The organism is Gluconacetobacter brunescens, from assembly GCF_048695475.1.
Taxonomy (GTDB): Bacteria; Pseudomonadota; Alphaproteobacteria; order Acetobacterales; family Acetobacteraceae; genus Gluconacetobacter.
In genome coordinates, this window is the sequence record NZ_JBLHEN010000001.1 from 1,447,644 (window position 1) to 1,474,276 (window position 26,633).

Sequence of the window (26,633 nt, forward strand, 5' to 3'; positions counted from 1 at the left end):
GCCGTTCAGCCCGCCCGCAGGGCACGGGCGAACAGCGCCTGCACCCACCCCATGGCCTGAAGGAACAGCGCGGGGTCGAACCGGTGCCCCTCGTCGCGCAGGAAGGCATGCTGGCCGTTGACCTCGTACCATTCATGCCGCACCCCCGCCTCTTCCAGCGCCGCGCGGATCGCCTGCCGCCCCGCGAAGGGCACATGCGGGTCCTGCCGCCCCCAGACCATCATCGCCTCGCCGCCGATCTCGCCCAGCCGCGACAGGGTATCGTCGGCGCGCCCCTCGCCCAGCGACGCGGAATGAATGTCGGTGGCATAGAAGCACGCCGCCGCCTGCACGGCCGGGTTCATCGCCGCCCGCAGCGCCAGATGCCCGCCCAGGCACACCCCCATCGTCCCGATCCGCCCGGTGCAGGCCGGATGCGCCGCCAGCCACGCCACCGCCGCGCGGGCATCCCCGTCATAGGCCGCCAGCGGCTTGGCATATTTCAGCGCATTGCCCCGATCGGTCCCGGGCGCGTCATAGGCCAGCACGCAGCCGGCCGGCTCGTATTCGTGATAGACTTCCGGCACCGCCACCACATGGCCCATCCCCGCGACCATCGCGGCCAGCCGGCGGATCGGCGCCGTCACCTGATAGATTTCGGAAAACAGCACCACGCCGGGAAAGCGCCCTTCCGCCGCCGGGCGCAGCACATGCAGCCGCATCGGGCCGGTCGCCGTCGCGATATCCTGGGTCTCGTCCCCGCGCAGTATCATCGCCGTCGCCCCGCCCTATCGTCCCACCGCCCTATCGTCCCAGATCCCGCAGCCGCCGGCCCGCCAGCAGCCGCGCCTCGATCTCCTCCAGCGACACGCCCCTGGTCTCGGGCACGTAGGCGAGGGTGATCAGGATGAACAACCCGTTCATGATGGCAAACAGCCAGAAGGTCCAGCTCTGCCCCAGCGCGGCCATGACGCTGAGGAAAATGTTGCTGACCAGCCAATTCGCCGCCCAGTTGGTGAAGGTCGAGCACGCAATGCCGAAATCGCGGCCCCGCAGCGGCTGGATCTCCGAACACAGCGTCCACACCATCGGCCCGGCGCCGATGGCGAACCCGGCCACGAACAGCAGCAGCGCCACCACCATGCCGCCGAGCACCAGCGTCGATTCCCCGCCGGTCGCGGCCAGCCCGCCAGCCATCAGCATCGCGGCGGTCATGATCGCGCAGCTCAACACCAGCAGCGGGCGCCGCCCCCAGCGGTCGATGAAGGCGATGGCAAAGCCGGTGGCGGCCATGTTCACCAGCCCGATCAGCGCCGTGGCCCAGGTCGCGGCCGATACGCCGAAATGCGCGGCCTGGAAGATTTTCGGCGCGTAATACATCAGCACGTTGATGCCGGTGACCTGCTGCATCACCTGCAACGCCACCCCCAGCAGCACCGAGCGGCGGAAATTCGGGTTGCCGAGAAAGAGCGCCAGCCCGCTATGCCCCTCGCGCTTCAGCTCCTGCGCAATGTCGCGGATTTCCGCATCGGCCTCCGCCGGGCTCACGCGCAGCAGCCGCATCACCTGGCTGGCCCGGCTCCGCTCGCCCCGCATCATCAGCCAGCGCGGACTGTCGGGCAGGAACAGGCATGCGGCGCAGAACAGCGCCGCCGGCACCGCCATCAGCCCCAGCATCCAGCGCCAGTGCCCGCCATAGGCGAGCAGGCTGTCGGTGACATAGGCGAGAAAGATCCCGAGCGTGACCATGAGCTGGTAGAACGAGATCATCGCCCCACGCACCGATTCCTGCGAGATTTCCGATATATAGAGCGGCGCCGCGAACGCCGCGATCCCGACCGCGAGCCCCAGCAGCACCCGGCCGACAATCAGCACCGCCACCGACGGCGCCAGCGCGCACAGCCCCGAGCCCACGACGAACAGCAGCGACGCCGCCAGCAGCGCCCGCCGCCGCCCCAGCCGGAACGAGATGCGCCCCGCCACCAGCGAGCCCAGGGCCGCGGCGGCCATCATCGACGAGACGATCCATTCCTGCGTCCGGGCGGCGGCATGGAATTCGTCGCCGATAAAGCCCAGCGCCCCGGCGATCACCCCGGTATCCAGCCCGAACATCAGCCCGGCCATCGCCGCCAGAATGCCGACCACCACCGCCCGCGCCGCCGCGTGCGACCCGGTCATCTGGCCCGTTGCGGTCTGGGGCGCCTTCGTCTGATCCGCTGTCATGTCATGGAGTCCTTTTCCGGATTCGGCGCCCGGCGGGGCGTCCGGGCGGGTTGTCTCCCGCCCTGTCTGTCCTGTGTCGTTCCATGCAAGCCCGATCCCGGCACCGCGAAGCAGGGAAATCGCTCCGTTATGGAACCAAATCCATGCTCATGGCCAGACACCAGGGCAATCCGGTCCGCGAAGAAAAAAAATGCCCGGACAGTGAACCGATCCACCTCTCCCGGATATGAGGCCGAAACCATTGACATTCGTGTACCCGTTCCGCGCTGATGCACGTTCACATTCACTACAGACGCGGTTCAATGTCCCCAATTCTGGCGATTTCCCTGGCGACCGCGGCGATTGGTGCCGTCGTGCTCCTGATCGGGCGCTACAAGCTCAATCCCTTCATCGTCCTGGTCTGCGTCTCTATTCTGCTGGCGATCTGCGCCGGCATGCCGCCCCAGAAGGCCATCGCCTCGTTCGAGGAAGGCGCGGGCCATGTGCTCGGCCATATCGCGACCGTCATCGCGCTGGGCACGATGCTGGGCAAGATGCTGGCCGAATCCGGCGGCGCGGACCAGATCGCGCTCACCATCACCCGCCTCGCGGGCGAAAAGCGCATCAGTTGGGCGATGATGGTCATCGGCCTGCTGATCGGCCTGCCGGTGTTCTTCGAGGTCGGCTTCGTGCTGCTGATCCCGCTGGCCTTCACCCTGGCTCGGCGCACATCCACCCCCCTGCTGCTGGTGGCGCTGCCGATGGCGGCGGCCCTCTCCGTCACCCATGCGATGGTCCCGCCGCACCCGGCCACCCTGCTGGCCCTGGCGGCGTATCACGCCGATACCGGGCGGACGATCTTCTGGGGCGTGATCATCGGCACGCCGATCGCCGCCCTCGCCGGCCCGGTCTATGCCCGCTTCATCACGCCGCACATCCATATGGAAGGCGAGGCCGCGCTGGCCGAGCAGTTCGCCAGCAAGGAGCGGCCGACCGACATGCCGCCCTTCCTCACCACGGTGCTGACCATCCTGGCGCCGGTGCTGCTGATGCTGGTGGGCTCGGCCGCCGACCTGGTCACCACCCCCGGCGACCTGGCGAACACGGTCCTGCATTTCGTGGGCAATACCGACATCGCCCTGCTGCTGGCCACGGTCCTGTCCTTCTACGTGCTGGGCCTGGCGCGCGGTTTCTCGCGCGAGACGATCCTGCATTTCACCACCGAATGCCTCGGCCCCACGGCCCTGATCATGCTGCTGGTCGGCGCCGGCGGCGGCTTCGGCCGCGAACTGATCGACAGCGGCGTCTCCAAGGCCATCACCGACGTCGCGGTGGGCGCGCATGTGCCGCTGCTGGTGCTGGCGTGGCTGGTGGCGGTGGTGGTCCGCGTGGCGGCGGGCTCGGCCACCGTGGCCATGAGCACCGCCTCGGGCATCGTCGGCCCGATCCTGCTGCACAGCCACGGCACGTCGCCCGAGCTGATGGTGCTGGCCACCGGCGCCGGCTCGGTGGCCCTGGGCCCGATGAACGATGCCGGCTTCTGGCAGATCAAGGAATATCTCGGCCTCACCGTCGGCCAGGCCATCAAGACCTGGTCGGTCGTCGAAACCCTGATCGCGGTGCTGGGCCTGCTCTTCTGCCTGCTGGCCTCGATCTTCATTCACTAGGGGCGCGTCCGCGATCCTCTCTTCGGGCCCCGATCGCGGTCCGGCCCTTTCAGGGCGCTGTCGCCGGGTCCTCGCCGGTTTCCAGCGGCAGGGCGGGATCGGCCCGCCATTCTGCCAGCGATCCGTCGAAGATGGACAGGCGCTGGAACCCATCCTGTTCCAGCGCCAATGCCAGCCCGGCGGCATTGATGCCGCCGCCGCAATAAAGGACGATGTCCTCGTCCCTTTTCAGATCCAGCCGCGCCACCTTCCGCCTGATGGAAGCGGGATCGAACCTGCCATGGCGGTCCAGCAGGCTGCGATAGGGAAGATTGCGGCTGCCGGGTATGTGGCCCCGCCGGGGATCGGTGCTGCCGGCACCACTGAAATCCGCCTCCGACAGGGCACACACCACACTCGCGGCGCGGCGTCCCTCGACGATGTCGACCATTTCGGCCAGCGAGGCGAAGCCTTGCCGCAATGCGGCCGCGGCAACCCAGGTTCCGGTTCCGGGATCGGCCGGGGCGCCATATTCCAGGGGCGCGCCCTGCCGGCACCATTCCGCAAGGCCGCCATCCAGTACCGCGACATGCCGATGACCATGCACCCGCAGGATCCACCAGACGCGCGCCGCCCAGGCGCCGGTCAGGGCGTCATAGACGACGATCCGGCTGTTCGCGTGCAGGCCCAGTTTCCTCGCGGTTGCATCCAGGCGGCTGGTATCCGGACGGGTGAAGGGAAACCGGGCGGCAGGATCGGAAAAATCATCGAACAGGTCGGCAAATCGTGCCCCTGGTACATGTCCTTCCTGTCGGAAATGCGCAGCACCCGACCGATAGGTCCCCCTGCCGTCGGCACCGGTCTCTCGCATGATGCTGGCGTCGAGGATCACCAGATCAGGGTCGCCAATCCTGCCCGCCAGCCAGTCGGCGGAAACGAGCGGCGCCTCGGCACAGGAAGGGGCGGTGTCGTCGGGATGTGTCATGATTTTTCGATCCTGGCCCTGCCGGTCATGGTTTCGTCAGAACCCGGCGCTGATGGAACCGAAATAGGATCGTGGTGATCCCGACATGATGGACTGGTAGTCGCCGCTGAGCGGATTGCCGTTTTCACCCATCTGCGCAACATATTTCGTATTGATCAGGTTGTAGATATTGAAGCCGAAGGTCACGTCGCGCATCAGCCCGTAGTCGCCGACGCGATAGCGCGCGCCCAGGTTGGTCATCCAGTAGCTGGGTACCCAGCTATCGTTCACGTAGCTCAGATAGCGGCGGGAAATGTAGTTGGCGTCGAAATAGGCCTCCGCGCCATGATAGGCATAGGAAATCCGGGTTTTATACATCACTTCCGGATAATTGATGACCTTCTTCCCCTTCAGCGCATAGGACACACCGCCGCTGACCACGTTCTGACCATAGACCGAGTGATTGTAGCTGACGCCATTGGTAATCGTCAGGCCGGCGACCGGCCTGACGGTCAGTGAAGCGTCCAGGCCGTTCATGGTCACGCTGCCGACATTGATCAGGGTCGAGATGGGCGCGATGATCGACCCGGATGTCAGCGATTGCAGGCGATTGGAAAAATCGACGTGATAGAGGTCGATCGAGGCGCTGAGCGGCTTGGAGGAGTACCGATAGCCGATCGTATAGTCCCAGTCGGTCTCCGGCTTCAGCCTGTCATGGATCTGCTGGAATGTCTGCTGGTTGGTGACGCCCCAGGCGGAGCCATATTCATAGGCCCCGTAATCATAGGCCCGCATGTTCTTGGAAATATCGAAATAGACTTCATGATGCGGCAGGAAGGTCCACAGGGCGTTGAAATGCGGCAACGCAGCCGCGGCCGAGGTCAACGAACCGCTGGCCAGCATGTCCTGGCCGGTATAGGCGGCGTCGTTCTCGCTGGCGCCCCCATGCGTGGTCACGAGCAGCGATTTGAATCCGGCCTGAAGCCGGAGAGTGGGCAGGACCTGGAACACGTCCTCCAGATGAAACTGGAAACTGTTGGTACTATACCGCATCCCCCAGTTTTCCTGGAACGGCGTTCCGAAGCGATTGGCGAGCGGGTTGATCGGACTGCCCTGGCCCAGGAGCGGCTCCTGATACATGAACTCGCCAATGGAATTGGCGTTGTTTTCGTACCAGACCCCCGCTTCGAAATGATGGCGCCCCAGCCGGTACTGAACCGCCGACGTCAGGCCGAAACGCCGGGTTTGCGGCTGGATCACCAGTTCGGACAGGGGCGCGCCGTTCGGCGAGGGAAGATAGGGATCGGTCCAGGTCGACCATTGCCGGTCCCCATGTCCATAGACGGTCGTCAGCCAGCGGACCCGGTCGGCCAGCTTGAAGTCGAAATTCAGGCCGCCGAGATATTCGCTGCTCAACGTAACCCCGTCATAATAGGACACGTCCGTCGCACCGGGATAATTCTGCAGGTTTTTTGGAAAGCTGCCCTGGGCGGCGAGATAGGCGGCCGTATAGTTCGGGTAATAGAAATCGTTTCGCTGCCCCAGTGTCGAAAGGATGTCCAGCGACTGGTCTGCGTACGAGAAATAGGCCTGCTCGTCCCAGTCGAAGAAGGCGGAAATCCGGCTTTCCTCGCCGATGGGCTGAACGAATTTCGCGTTTAACTGCTGGTTGAACTGATCGCCACTGCCCTTCCATTTATTCTGGTCGGAACGTACGTAGGATACATAGAACTTCGTACCGGAAGCATTCAGCTTTCCGCTGTCGAACCGCACGAGAGTACGGAAACTGTCGCGGCTGCCGAACATCTGGGACACTTTCCCGCCCAGGCGGTCGGACGGATCGGTGGAGACATACTGGATGGCGCCGCCGAGATTCGTCGTCGCGGGAGTCGCCACCATTCCGCCGCCGTCCGAGACGGTGATATGGTCGATATTCTCGGACGTGATGGCGAAATTCGCCAGCAACCCGTTATAGGTATTATATTCCTGGGCGCCGAGCGGAATGCCGTCGAGCGTGACGCCCAGCTGGGCCTGCGTGAAGCCGCGCAGCCAGAGGTTCGAACCCCAGCTTTCATTGCCAAGGGCGTCGTCGGATACGAAATTGAGCCCCGGTATCTGGTTGAGCATCTGCATCGGGTTGGTGCCCGGCGCATAATGGCTGAGGGTGGCCTGGGTCACCACTTCGGCCGCGCCGCCAGCCTGGTGCCGGATCGCGGTGACCGATACGTCCTCGCTGCGCGTAACGGCGGGTCGCGGGACTGGCCCCTTGCGGGCAAGGTGCGCCGTCGACGGCGACCTGGGGTCAGGCGGCACGGTGGCGGCCCTTGTCTCCCCGATGGCAAGAATGGACAGGAAAAACAAGAATGGTCCTGGGTGATAGGCCTGTTTCATCTGATATGGTCCCGCAACACGTCACAGGCCGCATTAATCAACTAAATTTCTATGTTGATATATTTTGACCTTTGAACGCATCATACGGTTTCTGATGTTATTTTAGGAAGTGCTCGTTGTTATGCACGCTGATAGACAGAGTGAATTATAATAACCACAGCAAAAACGAAAACGCCCGCGTCATCCGGGGTTGGGGCAACGCGGGCGGCGGTGCGCGCATGGACGGTCAGACCATCCGGACGGCCCGGGCCGTCCGGCCTGTCAGGTTTCCGCCAGGCGTGACAGTTCGTCGACGAATTCCAACGTAAAGGAGGCAGGCCCCCGGGCGCGCGCAGCCGCGCGCTCGGCGGCGACGGCGTAGGCCGCGTGCGCGACAGAGGCCGCGTGCAGCGGCGTCCCGGCGACGGGGAGAAGGGCCGCGACCAGGGCCCCAAGGCTGCATCCGGCGCCAGTGACGCGCGTCAGCATCGGCGAGCCGCCGGTGACGAGCCCGACCGTGTCTCCATCGGTAATATGGTCGACCGGGCCGCTGATCGCGACCACGGCGCCGGAACGGCGGGCCAGGTCGCGCGCAGCCGCCAGGGCCGCCTCCGGCGAAACCGTGGCCTCGACGCCCTTTGTGCCGCCCTGGCCGCCGGCAAGGGCCATCAGTTCGCTGGCATTGCCCCGAATCACTGTCGGACGACAGGCCAGCAATTGCGTGATCACGGCGTCATAGGCCGCCGCGCCGGCGCCCATGGCGACCGGATCCAGCACCCAGGGAATGGCCCGTTCCCGCGCGACGCGGGCGGCAGCCAGCAATTGTTCCGGGGTATCGGTCACCTGTGCGGCGGCGTTGATCCAGATCGCGTCGGCGCCACCGGCGAAAATTTCGATCGCCGAGGGAATCGCACCGATCGCCGTCACTGCGCCGGCGGCCAGCAGCACGTTGGCGCTGAGGGCGGCCGCGATATAGTTGGTCTGCCCATACACGAAGGGTTTGCGCGCGGACAGGGCATGCCAGGTCCGGCGCACATCGTCCTGTGCCCAACTGACCTGATTCATGATGCCTTCCCCTCTGCAGCGAGGCCGCGTTCCCGGGTCCGGCTGCGCCACGCGCCACGCGCGGGCCGGGACAGGCCCAGATGATCCCGGAGGGTGGTGCCCTCATAGGCGGTCCGGACCACGTTCCGCCGCCGCAATTCCGGCAGCAGGAGTGTGATGACGTCGTCGAACGCGCCCGGGACATGGGTGGGGATGATCATGAAGCCGTCCGCAGCGCCACGGCCCTGCCATTCGATCATCGCGTCCGCCACCTGCCGCGGCGTGCCGACCATGTTGCCTTCGCTGCGCGCGCCATACCATTTGCCCAGTTGGCGCAGGGTCGCGTTTTCACGCTGCGCGAATTCGACGATTTCGCGGTAATGCCCGTCGATACCGACCTCCTCCAGGGGTGGAAGGGGGCTATCGAGGTCGTATCGGGTCAGGTCGACATTGATATGATAGGCGAGACGCGAGAGGCCGGCTTCCGGCAGGACGAGGTCCTCGGCGATCCGTTTCTTCCTTAGTGCCTCGTCCTCGCTGGTGCCGACGATGACGCTCGTCGCGCTCAGGATCTTGAGCTGTTCGGGGTCCCGCCCCCAGGCGGCTGCCCGGGATTTCATGTCCGCGTAAAAAGCGATGGCGGATTCCAGGGATTCGTGGCTGCAGAAAATCACGTCCGCCCAGCGGGCGGCAAAATCGCGTCCGCGCGGCGACGCACCGGCCTGGACGATGACGGGATAGCCCTGCGGCGGGCGCGGCACCGCCAGCGGGCCGCGCACCCGCACATGCTCACCACGATAGGCGACATCGGAGACCTTTTCCGGGACGCCGAACAGGCCGCTCCCCCTGTCTTCGACCAGCGCGTCGTCGGCCCAGCTATCCCACAGCCGCGTCGTCGCCTGCAGGACTTCCTCCGCCCTGTCATACCGCGCCTCGCGCGGCGGCAGCCGGTCCACGCCGAAATTCTGCGCCTCGGCATCCTGGAAACTGGTAACGACGTTCCAGCCGGCCCGGCCGCCGGACAGATGATCGAAGGTGGCGAAGGAACGGGCGATATTATACGGCTCGTTGAAACTGGTGGACATGGTCGCGGCCAGCCCGATATGGCTTGTCACCCCGGCCATCGCCCCCAGCGCGATCATCGGATCCATCCGGGGCGTCCCGGCACCCCAGGTGACGGCGGGCGCCGTGCTGTCGGACAGGCTTCTGGGAACGGCCAGGGCGTCGGGAATGAAGACCATGTCGAAACAGGCGTCCTCCAGCATCCGCGCGACCCGGGTGTAATAGGCGGCCGACAGAAAATCCGGCGCGGCATCCGGATGGCGCCATCCCGCCGTGCCCTGGGGGCCGGCATTCAGGAACCCGGCGAGACAGATCCTTCCCTTGGTCGACATATGCGCATCCCTGTCGTTTCGGCAGCCCGCATGGCGGCCAATTTAACTATTAAAAATAGTTGATTTTTTACTCGTCGTTATTATTGCGCAAATTTTTTGTGGAATAAATAAACTCTTGTTGGTTATCCTGATAACCAGCGGGCATGATGCCCCGCCGCAATCCGGTCGCCGACGCCGGTTTCCGTCGGAAGGATGTTCACAGGTGTCTTCGATTAGTGACCCGTTGCCGGCCGTCGATCGGATGCAGAGTGCCAATCTGGAACTGCTCCGGTCTTTTGTCGTCCTGGGCGAAACCGGCCATTTCGGGCGTGCCGCGTCCCGGCTTCACCTGTCCCAGCCGTCATTGACCAAGCAGATCCGGCGGCTGGAGGACCTTCTGGGCGCGCCACTGTTCGATCGCAGCCGGCAAGGCACGGCCCTGACGCCCTTCGGCCGGCGGTTCCTGACCGAAGTCAGGCCGCTGCTGCATCACGCGGATGAAATCTGGCAGAGCGGCGTGCGCGAGGCGCGGGGAGAGCGCGGCCATCTGGGTGTGGGCTTCAATCTATCGGTGGTCGACATCATGGCGTCGCTGCTGCCCCGGTTCCAGGCCCGCTATCCAAACGTGACCTTCACGCTGGACGACGCGCCGTCCCACGACCAGGTCGAAAAGATTCGCAGCGGTGAACTGGATGTCGGTTTTCTGCGCCTTCCGGTGGGCCATGGCCTGGACGCGCGGCGGCTGACCGAGGATTCGCTGGTGCTGGCAATCCCCCGCGACTGGTCAGATACGATCGACGGGCTGAACAACGCATTGCCGCTGGGCGCGACCTTCATCCTGTTACGGACCGAACTGTCCCCGGACCTGAGCAAACGGATCGAAAGGCTGTTTTCTGAACGGAATTTTACGCCGGCATCCATTCATCGGGTCAACACGATCTGGACGCTGGTGGCGCTGGTGTCGGCCGGCATCGGCGTCGCCCTGATCCATAAATCGGCCATTGCCGCGCTGGCCGCGGACACGGGATCGATCGCGATCCGTGCCTTGCCGGATCCGGACCTTTCATGGGATGTCGGCGTTGCATGGCGGGCAGACCGGACGAATCCCGCCCTGACCCGTTTCCTTCAGATGATACGGTAACGACGAAATCCGCGTCGCCTTGCTTCAGGGCAGATCGCGATTAGTTCCATATTGGCGGAAAAACGTTGGGCGGCGCCTTACGAGCCACTCTCCGCATACGGGTTACGGGTACCGCGCAGCAGCAGCCGGATCGGCGTGCCCGGCAGGTCGAATTCCTCGCGCAGGCCGTTCACCAGATAGCGCTGGTAATCCTCGGGCAGCAGTTCGGCGCGGGTGCCGAACAGGATAAAGGTCGGCGGCCGGGCCTTGGCCTGCGTCATGTAGCGCAGCTTCAGCCGCCGGCCGCTTACCAGCGGCGGGCTGTGCCGCTCCAGCATCATCTCGAACCAGCGGTTCAGCGCGCCGGTCGGGATGCGCTTGTTCCACACCTCATGCGCCCGCCGCACCACCGGCAGCAGCTTGTGCACGTTCGCCCCCGTCAGCGCGGAGAACGACACGACGGGAATCCCGCGCATCTGCGCCAGCGAGGTCTCGATCCGGTCCGAAATCGCCTGCCGCGTGGCAATCCGGTCTTCCACCGCGTCCCATTTGTTCAGCGCCAGCACGCAGCAGCGCCCCTCGCGCTCGATCAGGCGCGCGATCTGGAGGTCCTGCTCATGCACCCCCAGCGTGGCATCCAGCGCCAGCACCACCACTTCGGCCATCTTCAGCGCCTCGATGGTGGCGGAGGTGGACATCTTCTCCAGCCCGTCCTCCACCCGCGCCCGGCGCCGCAGCCCGGCGGTGTCGACAAGCTGGATCGGCCCCTGCTCGTCATGCAGCAGCACGGTGACGGAATCGCGGGTCAGCCCCGGCTCCGGCCCGGTGATCATCCGCTCCTCGCCCAGCAGGCGGTTCAGCAGGGTCGATTTGCCGGCATTGGGCCGGCCGACGATCGCCAGCCGCAGCGGGCCGGGCGGCCGCTCGTCCAGTTCCTCGCCATCCTCGCCATAGGCCACGGGCTCCACCGGCTCCGGCGGCGCCTCGGGCGGCATGCGGTCCGCGATCTCGCCCATCAGTTCCGACAGGCCCTCGCCATGCTCGGCGGAAATCGCCAGCGGCGTTCCCAGCCCCAGCGCGAACGCCTCCATCGCGGCGGCGGCACCCTGCCGGCCCTCGGCCTTGTTCGCCACCAGCAGCACCGGCCGCCCCTGGCGACGGATCCACGCGGCGAAATGCTCGTCGGCCGGGGTAATGCCCGCCCGCGCGTCGATGCAGAACACGACCAGGTCCGCCTGCGCCACCGCCGATTCCGACGAAGCGCGCATCCGCCCGTACAGCGTATCGGGCGCGGCCTCCTCCAGTCCGGCGGTATCGATCAGCCGCACCCGCCGCCCGCGCACGATGGCCTCGGCTTCCTTGCGGTCGCGGGTCACGCCCGGCGTGTCGGCAACAAGCGCCTGCCGCCGCCCCACGAGGCGGTTGAACAGGGTGGACTTGCCGACATTCGGACGCCCGGCGATCACGACGATCGGCAGGTCATCCCCGGTCGGAACGGAAGAAAGCTTGGCCAAGATATGAAACTGTCCCTGGAGCACGATGCGTTCGCCCATGCTGGCGCACCCGCTCTCCTTATATCATTTCCAGGACCGATTCACGCCCCGGGTCGCAGCGACCCGGGGCGATCGGTCTCCGGTTGCAGCCTCGGCCGCGGCGTCAGCTATAGGCGTTCAGCCTGCCGTCGTCGGTCACGATCAGCAGCCGGCCATCCACCACGATCGGCGCCACCGTGGCAACCCCCGGCAGCTTGCCGATGGTCAGCAGCGCCCCGGTCGCGGGGTCGATCGTCGCATAACCGGTCTCGGGCATGGTGCTGATGCAGACCAGCTTGCCCCCGGCCATGATCGGCCCGGTCCAGGTCACGCCGTCCTTCTGCGCCTCGACCCGGCGATAGCGCCGCAACTGGGTGATCCAGCGCACATGACCGTTCACCCGGTCGAGGCAGGCAAGCTGCTGGTCCAGCGAGAGCACGTACAGCCAGTTGTCGATCACCAGCATCGTGTCCTGCCCGGCCACGGTGCGCTCCCACAGCCGGCGGCCCGACCGCAGGTCGATCGCCACCATCACCGACCCGGCGCTGATGGCATAGACCGTGTTGTCCACGATCACCGGCATGCCGCGCACGCAGGAGAAATCGACCGTCGATTCCTGGCCGTTGGTGCTGCCCAGCGTGTCGCTCCACACCACCTCGCCACTGGCCACCCGCAGCGCGACCAGGTCGCCCGAGCCGAACCCGGCCACCACCACATCCCCCATCACGGCGGGCGCGGGCTGGCCGAAGATCACGGTATCGGCCTCGGTGGCGGTATAGCTCCACAGCACCTTCCCCGTCGCCGCGTCGAGCGCCATCAGCCGCTCGTCGATCGTGCCGAAGAACAGCCGGCCATCGGCCACCGTCGGCGCCGAGCGGCCCGGCGCGTCGATGTCGATCCGCCATTTCACCTTGCCGGTCGCGGCCTCGACCGCCAGCACCTGCCCCACGCCATCGACGATATAGAGCGTATCGCCGGCAATGCTGATCCCGCCGCCGAGATTGCTGGAGCGCATCTTCTTCGGCTTGGGCTTGAACTGCCAGATCTGGCGCATGCGCGGCCATTCATAGGCCCGGATCACCCCCTGCGCGTCACCGACAAAGATCCGTCCGCCCGCCACGATCGGCGTCGCCGGCAACACCCCGCGCCCGCTATCGCCCAGGGCGGCGTACGAGAGCAGTTCGGGTTCCGACACGCCGGCACCGATGCCATGCGACCATTCGCGCCGCATCTGGCCGCTCCAGGCCATGTTGACCCCTTCGTGGGAGGCCACGCGCCCCGGCTGCAACCATTCGCCGATCGTGGTCTGGGCGGGCAGCGCGATCGGCGTCTTATCCTCACGATCGACCATCAGGCCGGCGCCCGTCGTCAGCACATCGACGCGCTTGCCCGCCACCAGCGGCTTTTCGTCATCATCGAACAGGCTGCATCCGGCCAGGACCGGCACCATCGCGCCACCAAGAAGCGCATGCCGGCGGGTCAGAACTTTGTTCATGTAAATCCTGCGCTACGAAAGGAAAACGGGGCCATTTCGGTCTCGGTACGCCCACCGGCATCAAAACACCGTCCGCGCGACACCGCCAGACAGAGATCGACCGGACAGGGTCTAGGAAGGCGTGGCATTCAGCGTCTGGAGCATGCCGCCTGCCCGGCTGCGCAGCCCCTCCGGCACATCGATCTGGGTCGTGATCTGGCTCAGCTTCCGGCGCGCATCGGCCAGGTGCCCCTGCCGCAGGTCCAGCATCGCCTCGCTTTCCTGCGCCAGTCCGCGCCAGGGCTTGCCCGCGCCGTCCAGCGTGGCCAGGCGCGAGCGCAGCACCGCCGGGTCGCCATCGTCGATCTGGTGCTGCACCCACAGCAGGCTCGCCAGCCCGCGCAACAGCGGGTCGGCCGCCTGGTCGTCGGATACCTGCGTCCAAAGCGCCAGCGCGCCCTTGGTGTCGCCGCTGGAGGCCAGCAGCGCCGCGCGTTCCAGCCGCGACAGCGTGCGCAATCCGGAGGGCACCTTGTCCAGCGTCGCCAGACGCGCCATCGCGTCCTTCTGCTGGGGGGTCAGCGCACTGGTCTCGCCGGGGGCGATATGGCTGGTATCGGCCAGGTGCAGCGCCGCGAAATAGGTCGCGCCCCACGCCTGGGCCTCCTGCCGTCCGCGCCAGGCATGGTACTGCCAGCCACCCACGCCGGCGGCCACCACCACCACCGCCGCCACTGCCGCGCCGACATAGCGCCGGGCCATCAGCCGCAGACGCTCCATGCGCATGTCGTCGTCGACTTCCCTGAAGATGTCGTCAGCCACGTCTCAACCGCTCTCCGCATCCAGCCCAGACGGGCCCGGGCCCGTCATTCCAAGGGCGGACCATAGCGGTCCCGGCGCACGCGGGCAACAAACCCGCGAGCAACCGGCCGAGCAGCCTCGGAAGGCCCGATCAGGGATGCGAGAAGCGCGCGGCCCCGGCCTTGAGGTCGGCCGTCAGCTTCGTGAAATGCCCGGCAATCCGCTGCTGCACGGCCACGCTGGTCTGATGGACCTGCCCGATCCGCGCCTTGGCCTCGGCGCTGATCGCACTCTCGTCGCGCGCGGCGGCGGCACTGACGCAGGCATTATAGGTCCGCGCGGCCTTTTCATACGCCGTCGCGGCATCCACGCTGGCATTGTATTTCGCCACCGAGCTGGCATCGACGGTGGGCGCCACCGGCTCCTTCCCGCAGGCGGGCGCGGACCACGCGGCATCCGCCGCACGGGCCACCGAAGGGCCGCCCGCCAGGGCCACGGTCAGACACAGGGCAACGGCACAGCCCGGCAACCGGGCCGATCTCATAACACGCAAGACACATCCTTCTCGACTACGGTCCCGCCGTCACGATGACGGAAATCGCGGACGATGCCGCCTATGCCGACAAGATGTCGAAATCAGGGCGCAAAGCACGCCAGCCGCCCCACGGGCGCGCCCAGGATCGTATCCTCGCGCATCACCGCCTGCCCGCGCACGATCGTCGCCATCGGCCAGCCCGTCACCGCCATGCCGTCGAACGGCGTCCAGCCGGCGGGGGTGGCGATCCAGTCATTAGTGATCCGCCGCTTCGCCGCCATGTCGACCAGCGTGAAATCGGCATCGTATCCCATGGCGATCCGCCCCTTGGCCTGCAGGCCGTAGACCCGCGCCGGCCCGGCCGCCATCAGGTCCACCATCCGCCCCAGCGACAGCCGCCCGGCATTCACATGGTCCAGCATCACCGGCACCAGCGTCTGCACGCCCGTCAGCCCGGCGGGGGTGGCGGGCCAGGGCTTCGCCTTCGCCGCCAGCGAATGCGGCGCGTGGTCCGAGCCGATCGTGTCCACCATGCCGTTGCGCACCGCCTCCCACGAGGCCTCGTAATGCCGCCGGTCGCGGATCGGCGGGTTCATTACCGCCAGCGCCCCCAGCGTCTCGTAGCAATCCGGCGCCACCTGGGTCAGATGGTTCACCAGCACCTCGACGGTCGCGATATCCCGATGCCCCGCCAGCCAGTCCAGTTCCTCCTCGGTCGAGGTGTGCAGGATATGCACCGGCCGCCGCGCGCGCCGCGCCAGCCCCACGATCCGCCGCGTGCCCAGAAAGGCGCATTCCTCGTCGCGCCAGAACGGATGGCTTTCGTACGACATCCCCTCGGTCAGCAGCTTCTTGCGCGCCTGAAGCCGATATTCGTCCTCGGAATGAAAGGCCACGCGCCGATGCCCATGCTCCAGCACCTGGCGGATGCCCTCGTCATCCTCGATCATCAGGTCGCCGGTCGAGGACCCGGCAAAGACCTTGACCGCACACACGCCGTCAAACTGCTCATATTCGCCCAGGCGCGGCGTGTTCCCGCGCGTGGCACCGACATACATCGCAAAATCGACCCAGCTTTCGCGCGAGGCATATTCCTGCTTCCAGCGCAGCATGTCGCCGTCGGTGATCGAGGGCGCGGTATTGGGCATGTCGAACACGATCGTCACGCCCCCCAGCGCCGCCGCCCGCGTGCCGGTCGGAATGCTCTCCACCGTCGCGTCACCCGGATCGCGCAGATGCACATGCGGGTCGATCAGCCCCGGCAGCACATGCAGCCCGGCGGCATCGATCACCTCGTCCGCCTCGTCCGCCGCCACGACCGACAGGCTGGCGATCCGCCCCGCGCGCACGCCGATATCGGTCCGCGCCTCGCCCCACGGCAGAACGCAAATCCCATTGCGGATGATCAGGTCGTAATGCATCGGTCCCTCGCAGCCTGTCGCCTCCTCGCGAGGTACTCCCATCACCCCTCCCCCGGCAAGACCGCACGACGATCCCGCGCCCCGCGCCCCGCACGGGATCTCCCGAAATCGGGTCGCCAGGGAATTTAAGGCCCATCCCCCGCGTTTCCCCCGCATGGCAACGACGGCAACACAGGCAGGGAGGGCCGCATGATCTCATTCCACGGCCAGGGCTGGCTGCAACTCGGCGAACTGGCCCTCGCCTTCATCCTGTCGGCCCTGATCGGCATCGAGCGCGAGATCCGGCAGAAGAGTGCCGGCGTACGCACCTACACGCTGGTCGGCGTCGCCGCCGCCCTGTTCATGCTGGTCTCCAAATACGGCTTCGACGACGTGCTGCGCCCCCAAGCCGTGGTCCTGGACCCATCCCGCATCGCCGCCCAGATCGTCTCCGGCATCGGCTTCATCGGCGGCGGCGTCATCTTCATGCGGCGCGATGTCGTGCGCGGCCTCACCACGGCGGCCTCGGTGTGGCTCACCGCCGCCCTCGGCATGGCCTGCGGCGCGGGCATGCCGCTGCTCGCCATCGCCACCACCTTCGGCCATTTCGCGATCATGTTCGGCTTCCCGAAGATCATCAGCCGCTTCCGGGTCAACCGCAAGAACGACACGGTCCTGCGCCTGGTCTACGAAGACGGACGCGGCCTCCTGCGCACGATCCTGCTCTGCTGCACCCAGTGCCGCTTCACCATCGAACAGGTCCGGCTCAGCAGCCACCACACCAAACCGTCAGACCCCCGCCCCTCCAGCGTCACCCTGTACATGCAGGTCAAAGGCAAACGCCCGATCGCGCGCCTGATCGAAAAACTCGGCGAAATCGACGGATTGTGGGAAGTCGAGACCACGGAAGACGATGGTCTGGAATAGTAAGGTTTCTTCTTTTTCTGAAGAAAAAGAAGCAAAAAGACTTTGATCCGTTCAGGGCCATCGCATGCCCCAGCAAAAAACTCCCGAACGAATCAAAGTTTTTCCTGATTACGCACTAATTTCAGCTAATTTGAGCAGTCGATAGGGCATAGGTGGGGTTCTGACGGCGGCGTATCCGAGGCGAGGGATCATGGCGGCGAGGTCGAAGCGGCGATTGAAACGATAAACGAACTCGGCGAGATAGCGCGGTGCATGCTTGTCACGGATAGCGCGGTAAGTACTGGTCATAGCATTCTTGATGTTGGCGAGAGCGGTATTGACCCATTTGAAAGCAGGGTTGCGGCCTGCCTTTGGTCCCGAACCGGTCAGGATGGGATGATGGACGCACCCTGCTTCGGTGACGGCGGCGAAACAGCGTAGACCGTCACTGACCACGCTGCTGGCGGGGTCGAAGTTGTTTTTTGCCATCTTTGCGATCTCGGCCCTGCTGAACCCGGCCACGCGGCGGAGTTTCAGGCGGATTGGCTTGCCTTGCGGTGTGGTTTCAACTGCGGCCACGATCGGCGTCTTGCCCGCTGATCCTCGCCCGCGTTTGCCGCCGCCGCGTTCTCCGCCGAGATAGGCGTCATCCAATTCGATCCGTCTCTTCAGTCGCTTGCCGGCCTCGCGCTCCATCATCACCTGCGCGAGTTTATGCTTGATCTTCCAGGCCGTGGTCTGCGTCACGCCGAGCCTGCGCCCCAGTTCGATGCTGGAGATGCCCCCTTTGCTCTGGGTCAGATGATACAGGGCACGGAACCAGGTCCGTAACGGTACCTTGGTTGCCGCGAAGATCGTTCCGGCGATCAGCGACGTCTGCTTCCGGCAGGCGCTACATTGATACTGCCCACGGCTCCGGATGACGCTATGTTCTCGCCCGCCACAGGCCGGACATTCAAAGCCCGATGGCCAGCGCCAGCCAAAGATCACCGCTCGGCACTTCTCTTCGCTTCCGTAAAGTTCGTTAAATTGGGCTTCGCTTAGCCCTTTCTGAAACTGGACCTTGTTGCGAGCCATCGATCAAGCCTCTCGAAAACAACAAATGTTCTCGTTTTGTGCCATAAATCCATGGCTGAAAATAGTGCGTAATCAGGAAGTTTTTTGGTTCTTTTTTCCAAAAAAGAACAGAACCCTTCAGAGGCTGACCGAAAATGCGGGCTGGCGAGCGAGAGCGGCCCGCTAGGGCCGCGCCCGTCGTGTGTTTCCGAGCATCGGAGCGGAGCGGCCTTGATGGCCGTGAGCATCGAAGCACAGGAAACGCGCGTCGGATCGCCGCCAGCGCGCATTTACGATCAGCCTCTCAAAGCAGCTTCCCCGGATTCAGAATATCATTCGGGTCCATCGTGCGCTTCAGCGCCCGCATCACCTCCAGCGCCACCGGGTCATGCTCGTCATCCATGAACTCGCGCTTGCCCAGCCCCACCCCATGCTCGCCACTGCACGACCCGCCGAGCGCCAGCGCCCGCCGGACGATCTTCCGGTCCAGCGCCCATGCCTGCTCCAGCCCTTCCGGCGTCGGCGGCGCGAGGATGATCGTATGGAAATTACCATCCCCCACATGCCCCACGATAGGCGCGGTCAGGCCGGATTCCGCGATATCCGCCTTCACCCCGGTCACCAGTTCCGTCAGCGCCGAGATCGGCACGATCGCATCGGTCGTCATGGCGCGGTAGCCGGGGCGATAGGCCAGACAGGCCCAGTAGGCATGATGCCGCGCCCGCCACAGGGCGGCGCGCTGGTCCGGATCGGTATGCCAGTCGAAACCCAGCCCCCCGCGATCCGCCACGATGGCCTCCACCGCGGCAATCTGCTCGCGCACCGAATCCGGCCCGCCGACGAATTCCAGAAACAGCGTCGGCAGCGCCCGCAACCCGGCGAGGCTGGAATAGCGGATGCTGGCATCCATCTGCACATCGTCGAGCAGCTCGACCCGCCCGATCGGCACCCCGAACTGCAGGATGTCGATGGCGGTCGCCACCGCGTCGGCCAGCGTCTCGAACTGCACCACGGCGGCGGCGATGGTTTCGGGAATCGGATGCAGCCGCAACTGGATTTCCGTAATCACCCCCAGCGTGCCTTCCGACCCGATCATCAGATGCGTCAGGTCATACCCGGTCGAGGATTTGCGCACCCGCCCGCCGGTTTGCATCACCCGCCCATCGGCCAGCACCACGGTCAGCCCCAGCACATTCTCGCGGATCGTGCCGTAGCGCACCGCCGCCGTGCCGGAAGCGCGGGTGGCGCACATGCCCCCGATGGTGGCCTCCCCGCCCGGATCGACGGGGAAGAACAGCCCGGTATCGCGCAGAAGCTGGTTCAGCGCCTGCCGCGTGATCCCCGCCTGCACCCGGCAATCCATATCCTGCGGATGGACCGACAGCAGCTCGGTCATGCGCGACAGATCGAGGCTGATCCCCCCTTCCGGCGGATTGACATGCCCTTCCAGCGAGGTCCCGGCCCCGAACGCGGTCAGCGGCACACCATGGGCGTTGCACAGCGCCAGCGTCCGCGCCACGTCGTCGGTACTCTGCGCGAACACCACGGCCCCCGGCATACTCGGCGCATGATGGCCCTCGCCATGACTATGCTGCTCGCGCACCGCCTCGGCGGTCGAAACCCGCTCCTCCCCCAGCCGTGCGCGCAGCGCCGCAATCAGGTCGGTATTCATGCGTTCTGCTTCCCTTCGCATCAGCCCGTCAGAGCCTGACATAAAATGCGCGCTGGCGGCGATCCAGCGCGCATTTCCAAACAGGCTCTCAAAAGGGCGACATCAGGTCTCGGAAGCTCCGACGATGAGCAGAATCGTGGCGTGCGCCATGCGTGTGGCGGTAATTGCCAGGCAACCTCAATTTTGAGCAGCTTCGCCGCCGCGCCGACCAATATAAGAAACATAATAAAAATAACAAATCACAACCGACAGGCCAAGTTCCCACCAGTGCAGAGAATCGAAATAATGATATTGAATCCGAACGTCTCCAGAAATATCCTCAAAAATATCCATGGCAGACCGGCACAGCAACCGTACGATCATCGACGAATACAAAACAAATGGAACATAGGAAAGCCTACGGATATTTTCCGAGGAAACCGCGCCGGCCGATTTCATGCCGGTGATAAATTGTCCCAACTGCGTACCGCAAAACGCATAAACCAGGTTCGCCAGCCAGTCATTGACCCCCCATCCCCGCACATCGAGCGCCGCCGGTATGCGTTCCGCTATTTTTGGCCAGAGACTGTGGTCAGTCAAAAGGGAAGAAAAGAACAATGAACATACGGCAGCAATCGTAACCGGCCACGCAAGGCAGATCGCCGCAAGCAACGGAAGCGCACAATGCCTCGAAAAACTACAGAGTCATTCTCTCCATATCGATTCCCGATCGTCTCATGGCCCACATCACTCCATTTCAACCCAGGCATTCAACACGGCGTCAGAGCCTGTTTGGAAATCCACGCTGGCGGTCCGACGCCCATTTCCAAACAGGCTTTCAGACCACTGAATATCGCGCCCAACGAAAGCGTAAACCGGAACCGAATACCGCCCCAAATTCATACGGGAACGAAAAGAAAATAGAAAATCATTTTTCCGCGAAAGAAAATCCGGTCTCAAAGACCGTCTGGACATCCAGCCAGTCCGCAACAGGCGGAAACGGAACCTACAGCAGCGAAAGCAGCCGCGCCTCCAGCCGCGCGGACTGCGCGGGCGCGCTCAGCGACGCCCGCACCACCTCCAGCGCGGCCCCCGCCATCCCGTCACGGGCACCGGGGGCCAGCATCGCCTGCATGGCATCGGCCAGCGCCACCGCATCGGCGGCCGGCACCACGACCCCCGCCCCCGAGCGTTCCAGCACGTCATCCAGTCCCGACTGATCGGACCCGATCACCGGCACCCCGCGCGCCATCGCCTCCACCGCCACGCTGGGCAACCCCTCGCGATCGCCGCCGGCCGAGACCACACTTGGCACCACCAGCGCAATCGCCCGGTCCATCAACGCCGCGAGATCCGCCGCCGCCAGCCACCCGGTGAAGCGCACATGCGCCAGCCCCGCCGCATAATCCCGCATCGCCGGCAGCAGCGGCCCATCGCCCGCCAGCACCACCGGCGGCGCCAGCCCGCGCCCCGCCAGCACCCGCAGCGCGTCGATCAGGGTCGCAACCCCCTTCTTGTCCACAAACCGCCCGGCGAACACGAACTGCTCGGCCGGCCCGGCGGCGGGCGCCGCCGGCTCCACCCCGATCGGGATCACCTCCAGCAGGCCGGGCCGCACCCCCCGTTCCAGCAACTTGTCGCGCACACCTTCGGAAACACAGACGAACAGCGACGCATAAGCCTGCAACGCCCGCCAGCGCCGATGGAAAATGGACGGTACCCCCCGGCGATAATGCCGGTCCTTGAAGGCATCGCCGCCATGAAACGTCACCACCAGCGGCACGCCCAGCGCGCGGGCCATCGGCAGCGCCAGCGCCCCGCCGCGCCCGAACTGCGCATGCACCAGCGCGGGCGCCAGACCGGCGACATCCCGCGCCGCCCCCCAGCCGAACTGCCTGAACGCCGCCTGACGCAGCGGCCGCAACGGCCCATCCCCGCCGAGAAACCGCACATCGCCCGGCAGATCGGCCACCGCCCCATCCCGCCGACACCCGATCCAACAGGGCCGCAGGCTCTGGAATCCGATATATTGCCGCCGCATGAAGGCATGTTCCGAAGCCGGCAGCAGCCGGTCGCGATAGACGAGAACGGTCTTCACCCGCCCACCCCCGCCAGATCGGCCGTCACGGGCGCCCGCTCCAGCAGCCCGACCGCCGCCGCCACCACGGGCGCGACATCCAGCCCCGCGATCGGCGCGCTCCCTTCCGGCCCCGGCGCCGCGATGCCGCGCGCACACCGCCCGACCGGCCCGTATTCCGACATCCGGCTGGGCCCGAACAGCCCCAGCGTCGGCGTCCCGACCGCCGCCGAAAGATGCATCAGCCCCGAATCATTGCCGACAAATCCCGCGCACCGCGCCAGCACCGCCGCCACCTGCGCCAGCGTCAACCCGCCCCCGGCATCCACGGCCCCCGGCAGCGCCGCCAGCACCGGGGCCGCCATCCGGCGCTCCGCCTCGCCAGGCCCATACAGGATAACAGGCCGCATCCCCGGCCAGCGCGCCTGCAAGGCATGGGCCAGCGCGATGAAATGCGCGGCCGGCCACACCTTGCCCGCCCAGTTCGCCGTCGGCGCCAGCGCCAGCCACATCGGCCCATCGGGCAGCAGCGCCTCCGCCCGCGCCCGATCGGCCGCGCCGGTCCACATCACCGGCAGGGGCGGCGGCGACAGGCGCAGCACCTGGCCCAGATGCGCGATCCGCGCCCCCTGCCGCCGCCCGCCACGCATGATCGCCCGCCGCCGCGCCGCCAGAAACAGCGTCACCGCCGAACCGCGCAGATCCACGCACAGATCCCACCGCGTTCCCACACAGTCGCGCCACAGCGCCAGCCAGTGCAGGTCGTATCCGCGCTTGGTCACCACGATGGTGCGCTCGCGCCGGGGCATCGCCTCGAACAGCCCCGCCGCCACCGGCCCGCAGGCAATGGTGAAGCGCGCCAGCGGATAGCGGGCCAGCAGAACATCCAGCAACCCGGTGGACAGCACCGCGTCACCCAGCCGTGTGGAGGTGATGAACAGGATACGCATACCCGCCGACCCTACCCCATCGCACACCCCGGCGAAATCGCCCCTTCCCCAACCCGATGACAGACCACACATCAAGGCTGGGCCGCCCTCCGCGCCCATTTCCAGACAGGCCCAGGAGTCATAGGATCACAGGCATGGTTGACCCGACACATCTCGCCCACCTCCCCGACCGCGCCGTACTGGCCCTCTCCGGCCTCGACCGGCACAGCTTCCTCCAGGGGCTGGTGTCCAACGACGTCACGGAAGCGACGCCCGGCCGCGCGGTCTGGACGGCATTGCTGACGGCACAGGGCCGCTGGGTGGCCGATTTCTTCCTGTTCGCCGATCCCGACGGCGCGCGCCTGCTGCTGGATTGCGAGGCCGCGCAGGCCGACATGATCCGCCAGCGCCTGCTGCGCTACCGCCTGCGCTCCGACGTCTCGATCGACGAGACCGGCTTCGCCGTCCACGCCGCCTGGGGCGCGGTGCCGGCGATGATCGATTCCGCCATCGGCGCCCCCGACCCGCGCCTCGCCGACGCCGGCTGGCGCCTGCTCCTGCCGCGCCCGGCAGAGGGCGCCGCCGACCACGCCGCCTACGACGCCCACCGCCTGGCGCTGGGCCTGCCCGACGGCTCGCGCGACTGCGAGGACGGCAAGACCCTGCTGCTGGAAGCCAATTTCGAGGCGCTGAACGGCATCTCCTGGACCAAGGGCTGCTATATGGGCCAGGAACTGACGGCCCGCACCCGCTATCGCGGCCTGGTCAAGCGCAAGCTGCTGCCCGTCACCGGCGCGGCGCTGCCCCCGCCCGGCACGCCGCTGCTCCAGGCCGGCAAGGAAGCCGGACACATGGCCTCCTCGCGCGACGGCCACGGGCTGGCCATGGTCCGGCTGGCCCACCGCAGCGACGAACTGACGACGGAAGCCGGCCACTCGGTGCAGGTCCACATCCCCGACTGGCTGACCCTGCCGGAAGCCGACACGCCCAAGGACTGAGCCGAAGACCCCACCGTGTCGCGCCGCACCTGCTGGACAGGCGCGCCGCCATGGAGTGTTGTGCCGCCATGACCGACACCGTCCCCTCCCACCCCGCCCCCGCCTACACGGCACCCGACGCCACCATCCGCGCCACCATGCTCGACACGGTGCGCTTCGACGCCGCCAGCCTGATCGCCGCCATCGCCCAGCAGCACGATACGGGCGAAGTCCTGATGCTGGCGTGGATGAATCGCGAAGCCCTGGACGAAACCCTGCGCACCGGCCGCGTCTGCTATTACTCGCGCAGCCGTGGCGGCCTGTGGCGCAAGGGCGAGACCTCCGGCCAGGTCCAGCATCTGGTCGATGCCCGTCTGGATTGCGACCGCGACGCGGTGCTGCTGCTGGTCGACCAGACCGGCGTGGCCTGCCATACCGGCCGCCGAAGCTGCTTCTTCAACGCCATGCGCCCCACGGGACTGGTCGAGACCAGCGCGCCGCTGATCGCCGCCGACACTCTCTACGGGCGCGGCTGACGCCCCCGCCCGCCCCTTTCACGAAAGCGCTCCCGATGTCCAAGCCCGACCCCTCGCCCGCCGGCAAGATCGTTTTTCTCGTCATCCTGCTCGCCGTGACGATCGGGCTTGGCGTCTACACGATCCACTCGGCCTTCACCGCCCTGCACAGCACGGTGCAGGACGGCACGACCACGCCGCCCCCCGCCCCCCACGATTCCGCCAAACAGTAACCCGCCCACCGCCCCCTTGACGCCGCCGCGCGCCTGTCCGCTTCCGGACAGCGCGTCCGCTCGCGGACAGGCTCCGATCCCGACCCGAAAAAGATCAGCTTTTACAATCGGGTATAAACCATCCCCCATCCGGTAAACTGTCTCCGCGCCACAGGAGACAATTCATGACCCGGCTGATGTCCTCCCCCCGGATTCACCCCGCCAAACCGGCCCGCTCCCCGACAAGGAGCGAATCGCGCCGCCCCCCAGGCGCGACCGAACCCGCCATAAAACTTGTCTCGACCCATCCTTCCGTTTCGTTTGCACAACAGAAACCGGTATGCAGGGCCATGTTCAACCGGATCGGACTTTTCAGGGCCGAGCGCGGCCTCACCCGCAAGGCGCTGGCGGACCTCGTGGACGTCAATCCACAGACCATCGGGTTTCTGGAACGCGGCGATTACAAGCCCAGCCTGGAACTCGCGTTCAAGATCGCCCGGGTCTTCGATGTCCCGGTCGAAATCATGTTCTCGCTCGAGCCGTTTGAAACCATCTCGACCATGTTGCAGGGAAGAAACGGAACATGATGCAGCGGGATCGCCAAACGCGCGGCCGGCGCGTCGATCCCGAAGATAAAGGCGCGCCAGTCCACCCATAACAGGCGACAGGTTCCGTTCTTTTCCCGCGCCGGTCAGGAAAGAAGCAGGATCACGTCCCCAGCACCGCCATCAGCTCGGCCGCCGCCGCATCGTCCGGGTCACCCTTCGGCGCGGCCAGCGAAGCCGCGATGGCGCGAAAGCCCGCGCGTTGCAGGGCGGCGCTGTGCCTGTCGGTCAGCAGCCGATGCACGGTGTCCGCCAGCAGACCGGGCCGGCAGCGTTCCTGCAACAATTCCGGCACCAGCCGATGCCCGGCCAGCAGATTGACCATCGCGACATAAGGCACACGGATCAGCCGCCGCGCCAGCGCCGCCGTGATCGGGTTGACGCGATAGGTCACCGCCATCGGCACCCCGGCCAGCGCCAGTTCCAGCGTCGAGGTTCCCGATTTGGTCAGCGCCGCCCCCGCCGCCGCGAAGGCATCGTGCTTTTCCGCCAGATCGGTCACCACGATCGGCCGCAGCGGCCAGTCGGCCACGCCCCGCCGCACCACATCCGCCACCACGGGCGAAACCGGCACCACCGGCACGATCCCCGGACAGGTCGCCATCAGGATGCGCAGCGTCCGCCCCAGCACCGGCAACAGGCGCGGCGCCTCCGACCGGCGGCTGCCGGGCATCAGGATCAGCACCGGCGTGTCGGGCGCAATGCCATGCCGCGCCCGAAACGCCGCCCCATCCCCCCGATCGACGCCCGATTGCAGCACCGGATGGCCGACAAACCGCGCATCGAGCCCATGCCGGCCAAAAAAATCGGGCTCGAACGGCAACAGGCACAGCAGCCGGTCCCACAGGCCGGGAAATTCCCGCACCCGGTGCTCCCGCCACGCCCACACCTGCGGCGCGACATAATGCACGCGCGGAATGCCCAGATCCGCGATGCGCCGCAGCAGGCGCAGCGCAAAGCCGGGGCTGTCGATCGTCACCACCAGGTCGGGCCGCGTCGCCGCGATATCCGCGACCGCCTGGTCCAGCCGGCGTGAGAGATGCCGCAGCCGGGGCAGCACTTCCACCAGCCCCATCACCGCCAGGTCGCGCAGCGGAAACAGGCTGCGCAGCCCGGCTTCCTCCATCCGCGTGCCGCCGACCCCGGCGAACCGCAGCGTCGGGTCCCGCCGGCGCAGCGCCGCCATCAGCCGCGCCCCCAGCACGTCGCCGCTGGCCTCGCCGGCCAGGAGCCAGACCGTCCGGCCGGGCGCGGCCTCCGCCATG

General features: G+C 66.4%; 24 protein-coding genes. 7 read left to right on the top strand and 17 right to left on the bottom strand.

Annotation, left to right across the window (positions count from 1 at the left end; translation table 11 throughout):
* Positions 1 to 5: 5 nt before the first annotated feature.
* Positions 6 to 752: a dienelactone hydrolase family protein gene (locus tag ACMAUO_RS06515; RefSeq protein ID WP_420356116.1), complete on the bottom strand. Its 747-nt coding sequence runs from the start codon at positions 750 to 752 to the stop codon at positions 6 to 8.
* A gap of 31 nt (positions 753 to 783) precedes the next feature.
* A complete protein-coding gene (locus ACMAUO_RS06520; RefSeq protein ID WP_420356117.1) occupies positions 784 to 2,202 on the bottom strand; it encodes a sugar porter family MFS transporter in 1,419 nt (472 codons plus the stop codon).
* A 302-nt stretch (positions 2,203 to 2,504) separates the two neighbouring features.
* Here ACMAUO_RS06520 and ACMAUO_RS06525 point away from each other — a divergent pair, with 302 nt between their 5' ends.
* Positions 2,505 to 3,848 (top strand): GntT/GntP/DsdX family permease, encoded by a 1,344-nt coding sequence (locus ACMAUO_RS06525; protein WP_420356118.1) that lies wholly within the window; start codon positions 2,505 to 2,507, stop codon positions 3,846 to 3,848.
* A gap of 49 nt (positions 3,849 to 3,897) precedes the next feature.
* On the opposite strand, the gene ACMAUO_RS06530 is transcribed toward ACMAUO_RS06525, so the two are convergent.
* The 4 genes from ACMAUO_RS06530 to ACMAUO_RS06545 all read right to left on the bottom strand — a co-directional run bounded on the left by ACMAUO_RS06530 (position 3,898) and on the right by ACMAUO_RS06545 (position 9,599).
* Positions 3,898 to 4,812 carry a sulfurtransferase gene (locus ACMAUO_RS06530; RefSeq protein WP_420356119.1) on the bottom strand — a complete coding sequence of 305 codons (915 nt, stop codon included), beginning with the start codon at positions 4,810 to 4,812 and terminating at the stop codon, positions 3,898 to 3,900.
* Positions 4,813 to 4,848: 36 nt separating this feature from the next.
* Positions 4,849 to 7,152 carry a TonB-dependent receptor domain-containing protein gene (locus ACMAUO_RS06535; protein WP_420356120.1) on the bottom strand — a complete coding sequence of 768 codons (2,304 nt, stop codon included), beginning with the start codon at positions 7,150 to 7,152 and terminating at the stop codon, positions 4,849 to 4,851.
* 291 nt (positions 7,153 to 7,443) lie between these two features.
* On the bottom strand, positions 7,444 to 8,226 hold the full coding sequence (gene thiM / locus ACMAUO_RS06540) for a hydroxyethylthiazole kinase (protein WP_420356121.1): 783 nt from the start codon (positions 8,224 to 8,226) through the stop codon (positions 7,444 to 7,446).
* Entirely contained in the window at positions 8,223 to 9,599 is a 1,377-nt protein-coding gene (locus ACMAUO_RS06545; protein WP_420356122.1) for an LLM class flavin-dependent oxidoreductase, read from the bottom strand. Before ACMAUO_RS06545 ends, thiM begins: the two co-directional genes overlap by 4 nt.
* A 202-nt stretch (positions 9,600 to 9,801) precedes the next feature.
* Between ACMAUO_RS06545 and ACMAUO_RS06550 the strand changes: the two genes are divergently transcribed.
* Positions 9,802 to 10,719 carry a LysR family transcriptional regulator gene (locus ACMAUO_RS06550; RefSeq protein WP_420356123.1) on the top strand — a complete coding sequence of 306 codons (918 nt, stop codon included), beginning with the start codon at positions 9,802 to 9,804 and terminating at the stop codon, positions 10,717 to 10,719.
* A gap of 77 nt (positions 10,720 to 10,796) precedes the next feature.
* On the opposite strand, the gene der is transcribed toward ACMAUO_RS06550, so the two are convergent.
* The 5 genes from der to ACMAUO_RS06575 form a co-directional block, all read right to left on the bottom strand.
* The gene (der, locus tag ACMAUO_RS06555) at positions 10,797 to 12,212 is read right to left on the bottom strand and encodes a ribosome biogenesis GTPase Der (protein WP_420357221.1); all 1,416 of its coding nucleotides are present in this window, start codon (positions 12,210 to 12,212) and stop codon (positions 10,797 to 10,799) included.
* 142 nt (positions 12,213 to 12,354) lie between these two features.
* A complete protein-coding gene (locus ACMAUO_RS06560) occupies positions 12,355 to 13,725 on the bottom strand; it encodes an outer membrane protein assembly factor BamB family protein (protein ID WP_420356124.1) in 1,371 nt (456 codons plus the stop codon).
* A gap of 111 nt (positions 13,726 to 13,836) precedes the next feature.
* Positions 13,837 to 14,526 (bottom strand): hypothetical protein, encoded by a 690-nt coding sequence (locus ACMAUO_RS06565; protein WP_420356125.1) that lies wholly within the window; start codon positions 14,524 to 14,526, stop codon positions 13,837 to 13,839.
* Positions 14,527 to 14,656: 130 nt separating this feature from the next.
* Positions 14,657 to 15,049 (bottom strand): hypothetical protein, encoded by a 393-nt coding sequence (locus tag ACMAUO_RS06570; RefSeq protein ID WP_420357222.1) that lies wholly within the window; start codon positions 15,047 to 15,049, stop codon positions 14,657 to 14,659.
* A gap of 92 nt (positions 15,050 to 15,141) precedes the next feature.
* Positions 15,142 to 16,461: a dihydroorotase gene (locus ACMAUO_RS06575; RefSeq protein WP_420357223.1), complete on the bottom strand. Its 1,320-nt coding sequence runs from the start codon at positions 16,459 to 16,461 to the stop codon at positions 15,142 to 15,144.
* Between the two features lie 189 nt (positions 16,462 to 16,650).
* Here ACMAUO_RS06575 and ACMAUO_RS06580 point away from each other — a divergent pair, with 189 nt between their 5' ends.
* On the top strand, positions 16,651 to 17,367 hold the full coding sequence (locus ACMAUO_RS06580) for an MgtC/SapB family protein (RefSeq protein WP_420356126.1): 717 nt from the start codon (positions 16,651 to 16,653) through the stop codon (positions 17,365 to 17,367).
* A gap of 108 nt (positions 17,368 to 17,475) precedes the next feature.
* On the opposite strand, the gene ACMAUO_RS06585 is transcribed toward ACMAUO_RS06580, so the two are convergent.
* The 5 genes from ACMAUO_RS06585 to ACMAUO_RS06605 form a co-directional block, all read right to left on the bottom strand.
* Positions 17,476 to 18,423 carry an IS1595 family transposase gene (locus ACMAUO_RS06585; protein WP_420356127.1) on the bottom strand — a complete coding sequence of 316 codons (948 nt, stop codon included), beginning with the start codon at positions 18,421 to 18,423 and terminating at the stop codon, positions 17,476 to 17,478.
* Between the two features lie 283 nt (positions 18,424 to 18,706).
* Complete coding sequence (locus tag ACMAUO_RS06590) at positions 18,707 to 20,074, bottom strand: FAD-binding oxidoreductase (protein WP_420356128.1); 1,368 nt, start codon at positions 20,072 to 20,074, stop codon at positions 18,707 to 18,709.
* 177 nt (positions 20,075 to 20,251) lie between these two features.
* Positions 20,252 to 20,725 (bottom strand): hypothetical protein, encoded by a 474-nt coding sequence (locus ACMAUO_RS06595; RefSeq protein ID WP_420356129.1) that lies wholly within the window; start codon positions 20,723 to 20,725, stop codon positions 20,252 to 20,254.
* A gap of 334 nt (positions 20,726 to 21,059) precedes the next feature.
* A complete protein-coding gene (locus tag ACMAUO_RS06600; RefSeq protein ID WP_420356130.1) occupies positions 21,060 to 22,151 on the bottom strand; it encodes a glycosyltransferase in 1,092 nt (363 codons plus the stop codon).
* Complete coding sequence (locus ACMAUO_RS06605) at positions 22,148 to 23,080, bottom strand: glycosyltransferase family 9 protein (RefSeq protein ID WP_420356131.1); 933 nt, start codon at positions 23,078 to 23,080, stop codon at positions 22,148 to 22,150. Before ACMAUO_RS06605 ends, ACMAUO_RS06600 begins: the two co-directional genes overlap by 4 nt.
* 134 nt (positions 23,081 to 23,214) lie before the next feature.
* Here ACMAUO_RS06605 and ygfZ point away from each other — a divergent pair, with 134 nt between their 5' ends.
* The 4 genes from ygfZ to ACMAUO_RS06625 all read left to right on the top strand — a co-directional run bounded on the left by ygfZ (position 23,215) and on the right by ACMAUO_RS06625 (position 25,350).
* Positions 23,215 to 24,057: a CAF17-like 4Fe-4S cluster assembly/insertion protein YgfZ gene (gene ygfZ, locus ACMAUO_RS06610; protein ID WP_420356132.1), complete on the top strand. Its 843-nt coding sequence runs from the start codon at positions 23,215 to 23,217 to the stop codon at positions 24,055 to 24,057.
* 68 nt (positions 24,058 to 24,125) lie between these two features.
* Positions 24,126 to 24,572, top strand: coding sequence for a phosphoribosyl-AMP cyclohydrolase (gene hisI, locus ACMAUO_RS06615; protein WP_420356133.1), 447 nt, complete (start codon positions 24,126 to 24,128; stop codon positions 24,570 to 24,572).
* Positions 24,573 to 24,607: 35 nt separating this feature from the next.
* On the top strand, positions 24,608 to 24,784 hold the full coding sequence (locus ACMAUO_RS06620) for a hypothetical protein (RefSeq protein WP_420356134.1): 177 nt from the start codon (positions 24,608 to 24,610) through the stop codon (positions 24,782 to 24,784).
* Between the two features lie 164 nt (positions 24,785 to 24,948).
* Complete coding sequence (locus ACMAUO_RS06625) at positions 24,949 to 25,350, top strand: helix-turn-helix transcriptional regulator (RefSeq protein ID WP_420356135.1); 402 nt, start codon at positions 24,949 to 24,951, stop codon at positions 25,348 to 25,350.
* A gap of 121 nt (positions 25,351 to 25,471) precedes the next feature.
* Here ACMAUO_RS06625 and lpxB read toward each other — a convergent pair whose 3' ends face one another.
* Positions 25,472 to 26,632 (bottom strand): lipid-A-disaccharide synthase, encoded by a 1,161-nt coding sequence (gene lpxB, locus ACMAUO_RS06630; protein WP_420356136.1) that lies wholly within the window; start codon positions 26,630 to 26,632, stop codon positions 25,472 to 25,474.
* Between the last annotated feature and the right edge of the window lies 1 nt (position 26,633).

Bases quoted from the DNA above. Each gene is read 5' to 3' on its own strand.
- ACMAUO_RS06530 (WP_420356119.1), bottom strand. From the start codon at position 4,812: ATGACACATCCCGACGACACCGCCCCTTCCTGTGCCGAGGCGCCGCTC.
- ACMAUO_RS06585 (WP_420356127.1), bottom strand. From the start codon at position 18,423: ATGGCTCGCAACAAGGTCCAGTTTCAGAAAGGGCTAAGCGAAGCCCAA.
- ACMAUO_RS06605 (WP_420356131.1), bottom strand. From the start codon at position 23,080: ATGCGTATCCTGTTCATCACCTCCACACGGCTGGGTGACGCGGTGCTG.
- ACMAUO_RS06525 (WP_420356118.1), top strand. From the start codon at position 2,505: ATGTCCCCAATTCTGGCGATTTCCCTGGCGACCGCGGCGATTGGTGCC.
- ACMAUO_RS06570 (WP_420357222.1), bottom strand. From the start codon at position 15,049: ATGAGATCGGCCCGGTTGCCGGGCTGTGCCGTTGCCCTGTGTCTGACC.
- ACMAUO_RS06575 (WP_420357223.1), bottom strand. From the start codon at position 16,461: ATGCATTACGACCTGATCATCCGCAATGGGATTTGCGTTCTGCCGTGG.
- ACMAUO_RS06520 (WP_420356117.1), bottom strand. From the start codon at position 2,202: ATGACAGCGGATCAGACGAAGGCGCCCCAGACCGCAACGGGCCAGATG.
- ygfZ (WP_420356132.1), top strand. From the start codon at position 23,215: ATGGTTGACCCGACACATCTCGCCCACCTCCCCGACCGCGCCGTACTG.
- lpxB (WP_420356136.1), bottom strand. From the start codon at position 26,632: ATGGCGGAGGCCGCGCCCGGCCGGACGGTCTGGCTCCTGGCCGGCGAG.
- hisI (WP_420356133.1), top strand. From the start codon at position 24,126: ATGACCGACACCGTCCCCTCCCACCCCGCCCCCGCCTACACGGCACCC.
- ACMAUO_RS06545 (WP_420356122.1), bottom strand. From the start codon at position 9,599: ATGTCGACCAAGGGAAGGATCTGTCTCGCCGGGTTCCTGAATGCCGGC.
- ACMAUO_RS06560 (WP_420356124.1), bottom strand. From the start codon at position 13,725: ATGAACAAAGTTCTGACCCGCCGGCATGCGCTTCTTGGTGGCGCGATG.
- ACMAUO_RS06580 (WP_420356126.1), top strand. From the start codon at position 16,651: ATGATCTCATTCCACGGCCAGGGCTGGCTGCAACTCGGCGAACTGGCC.
- ACMAUO_RS06590 (WP_420356128.1), bottom strand. From the start codon at position 20,074: ATGAATACCGACCTGATTGCGGCGCTGCGCGCACGGCTGGGGGAGGAG.
- ACMAUO_RS06625 (WP_420356135.1), top strand. From the start codon at position 24,949: ATGACCCGGCTGATGTCCTCCCCCCGGATTCACCCCGCCAAACCGGCC.
- ACMAUO_RS06620 (WP_420356134.1), top strand. From the start codon at position 24,608: ATGTCCAAGCCCGACCCCTCGCCCGCCGGCAAGATCGTTTTTCTCGTC.
- ACMAUO_RS06515 (WP_420356116.1), bottom strand. From the start codon at position 752: ATGATACTGCGCGGGGACGAGACCCAGGATATCGCGACGGCGACCGGC.
- thiM (WP_420356121.1), bottom strand. From the start codon at position 8,226: ATGAATCAGGTCAGTTGGGCACAGGACGATGTGCGCCGGACCTGGCAT.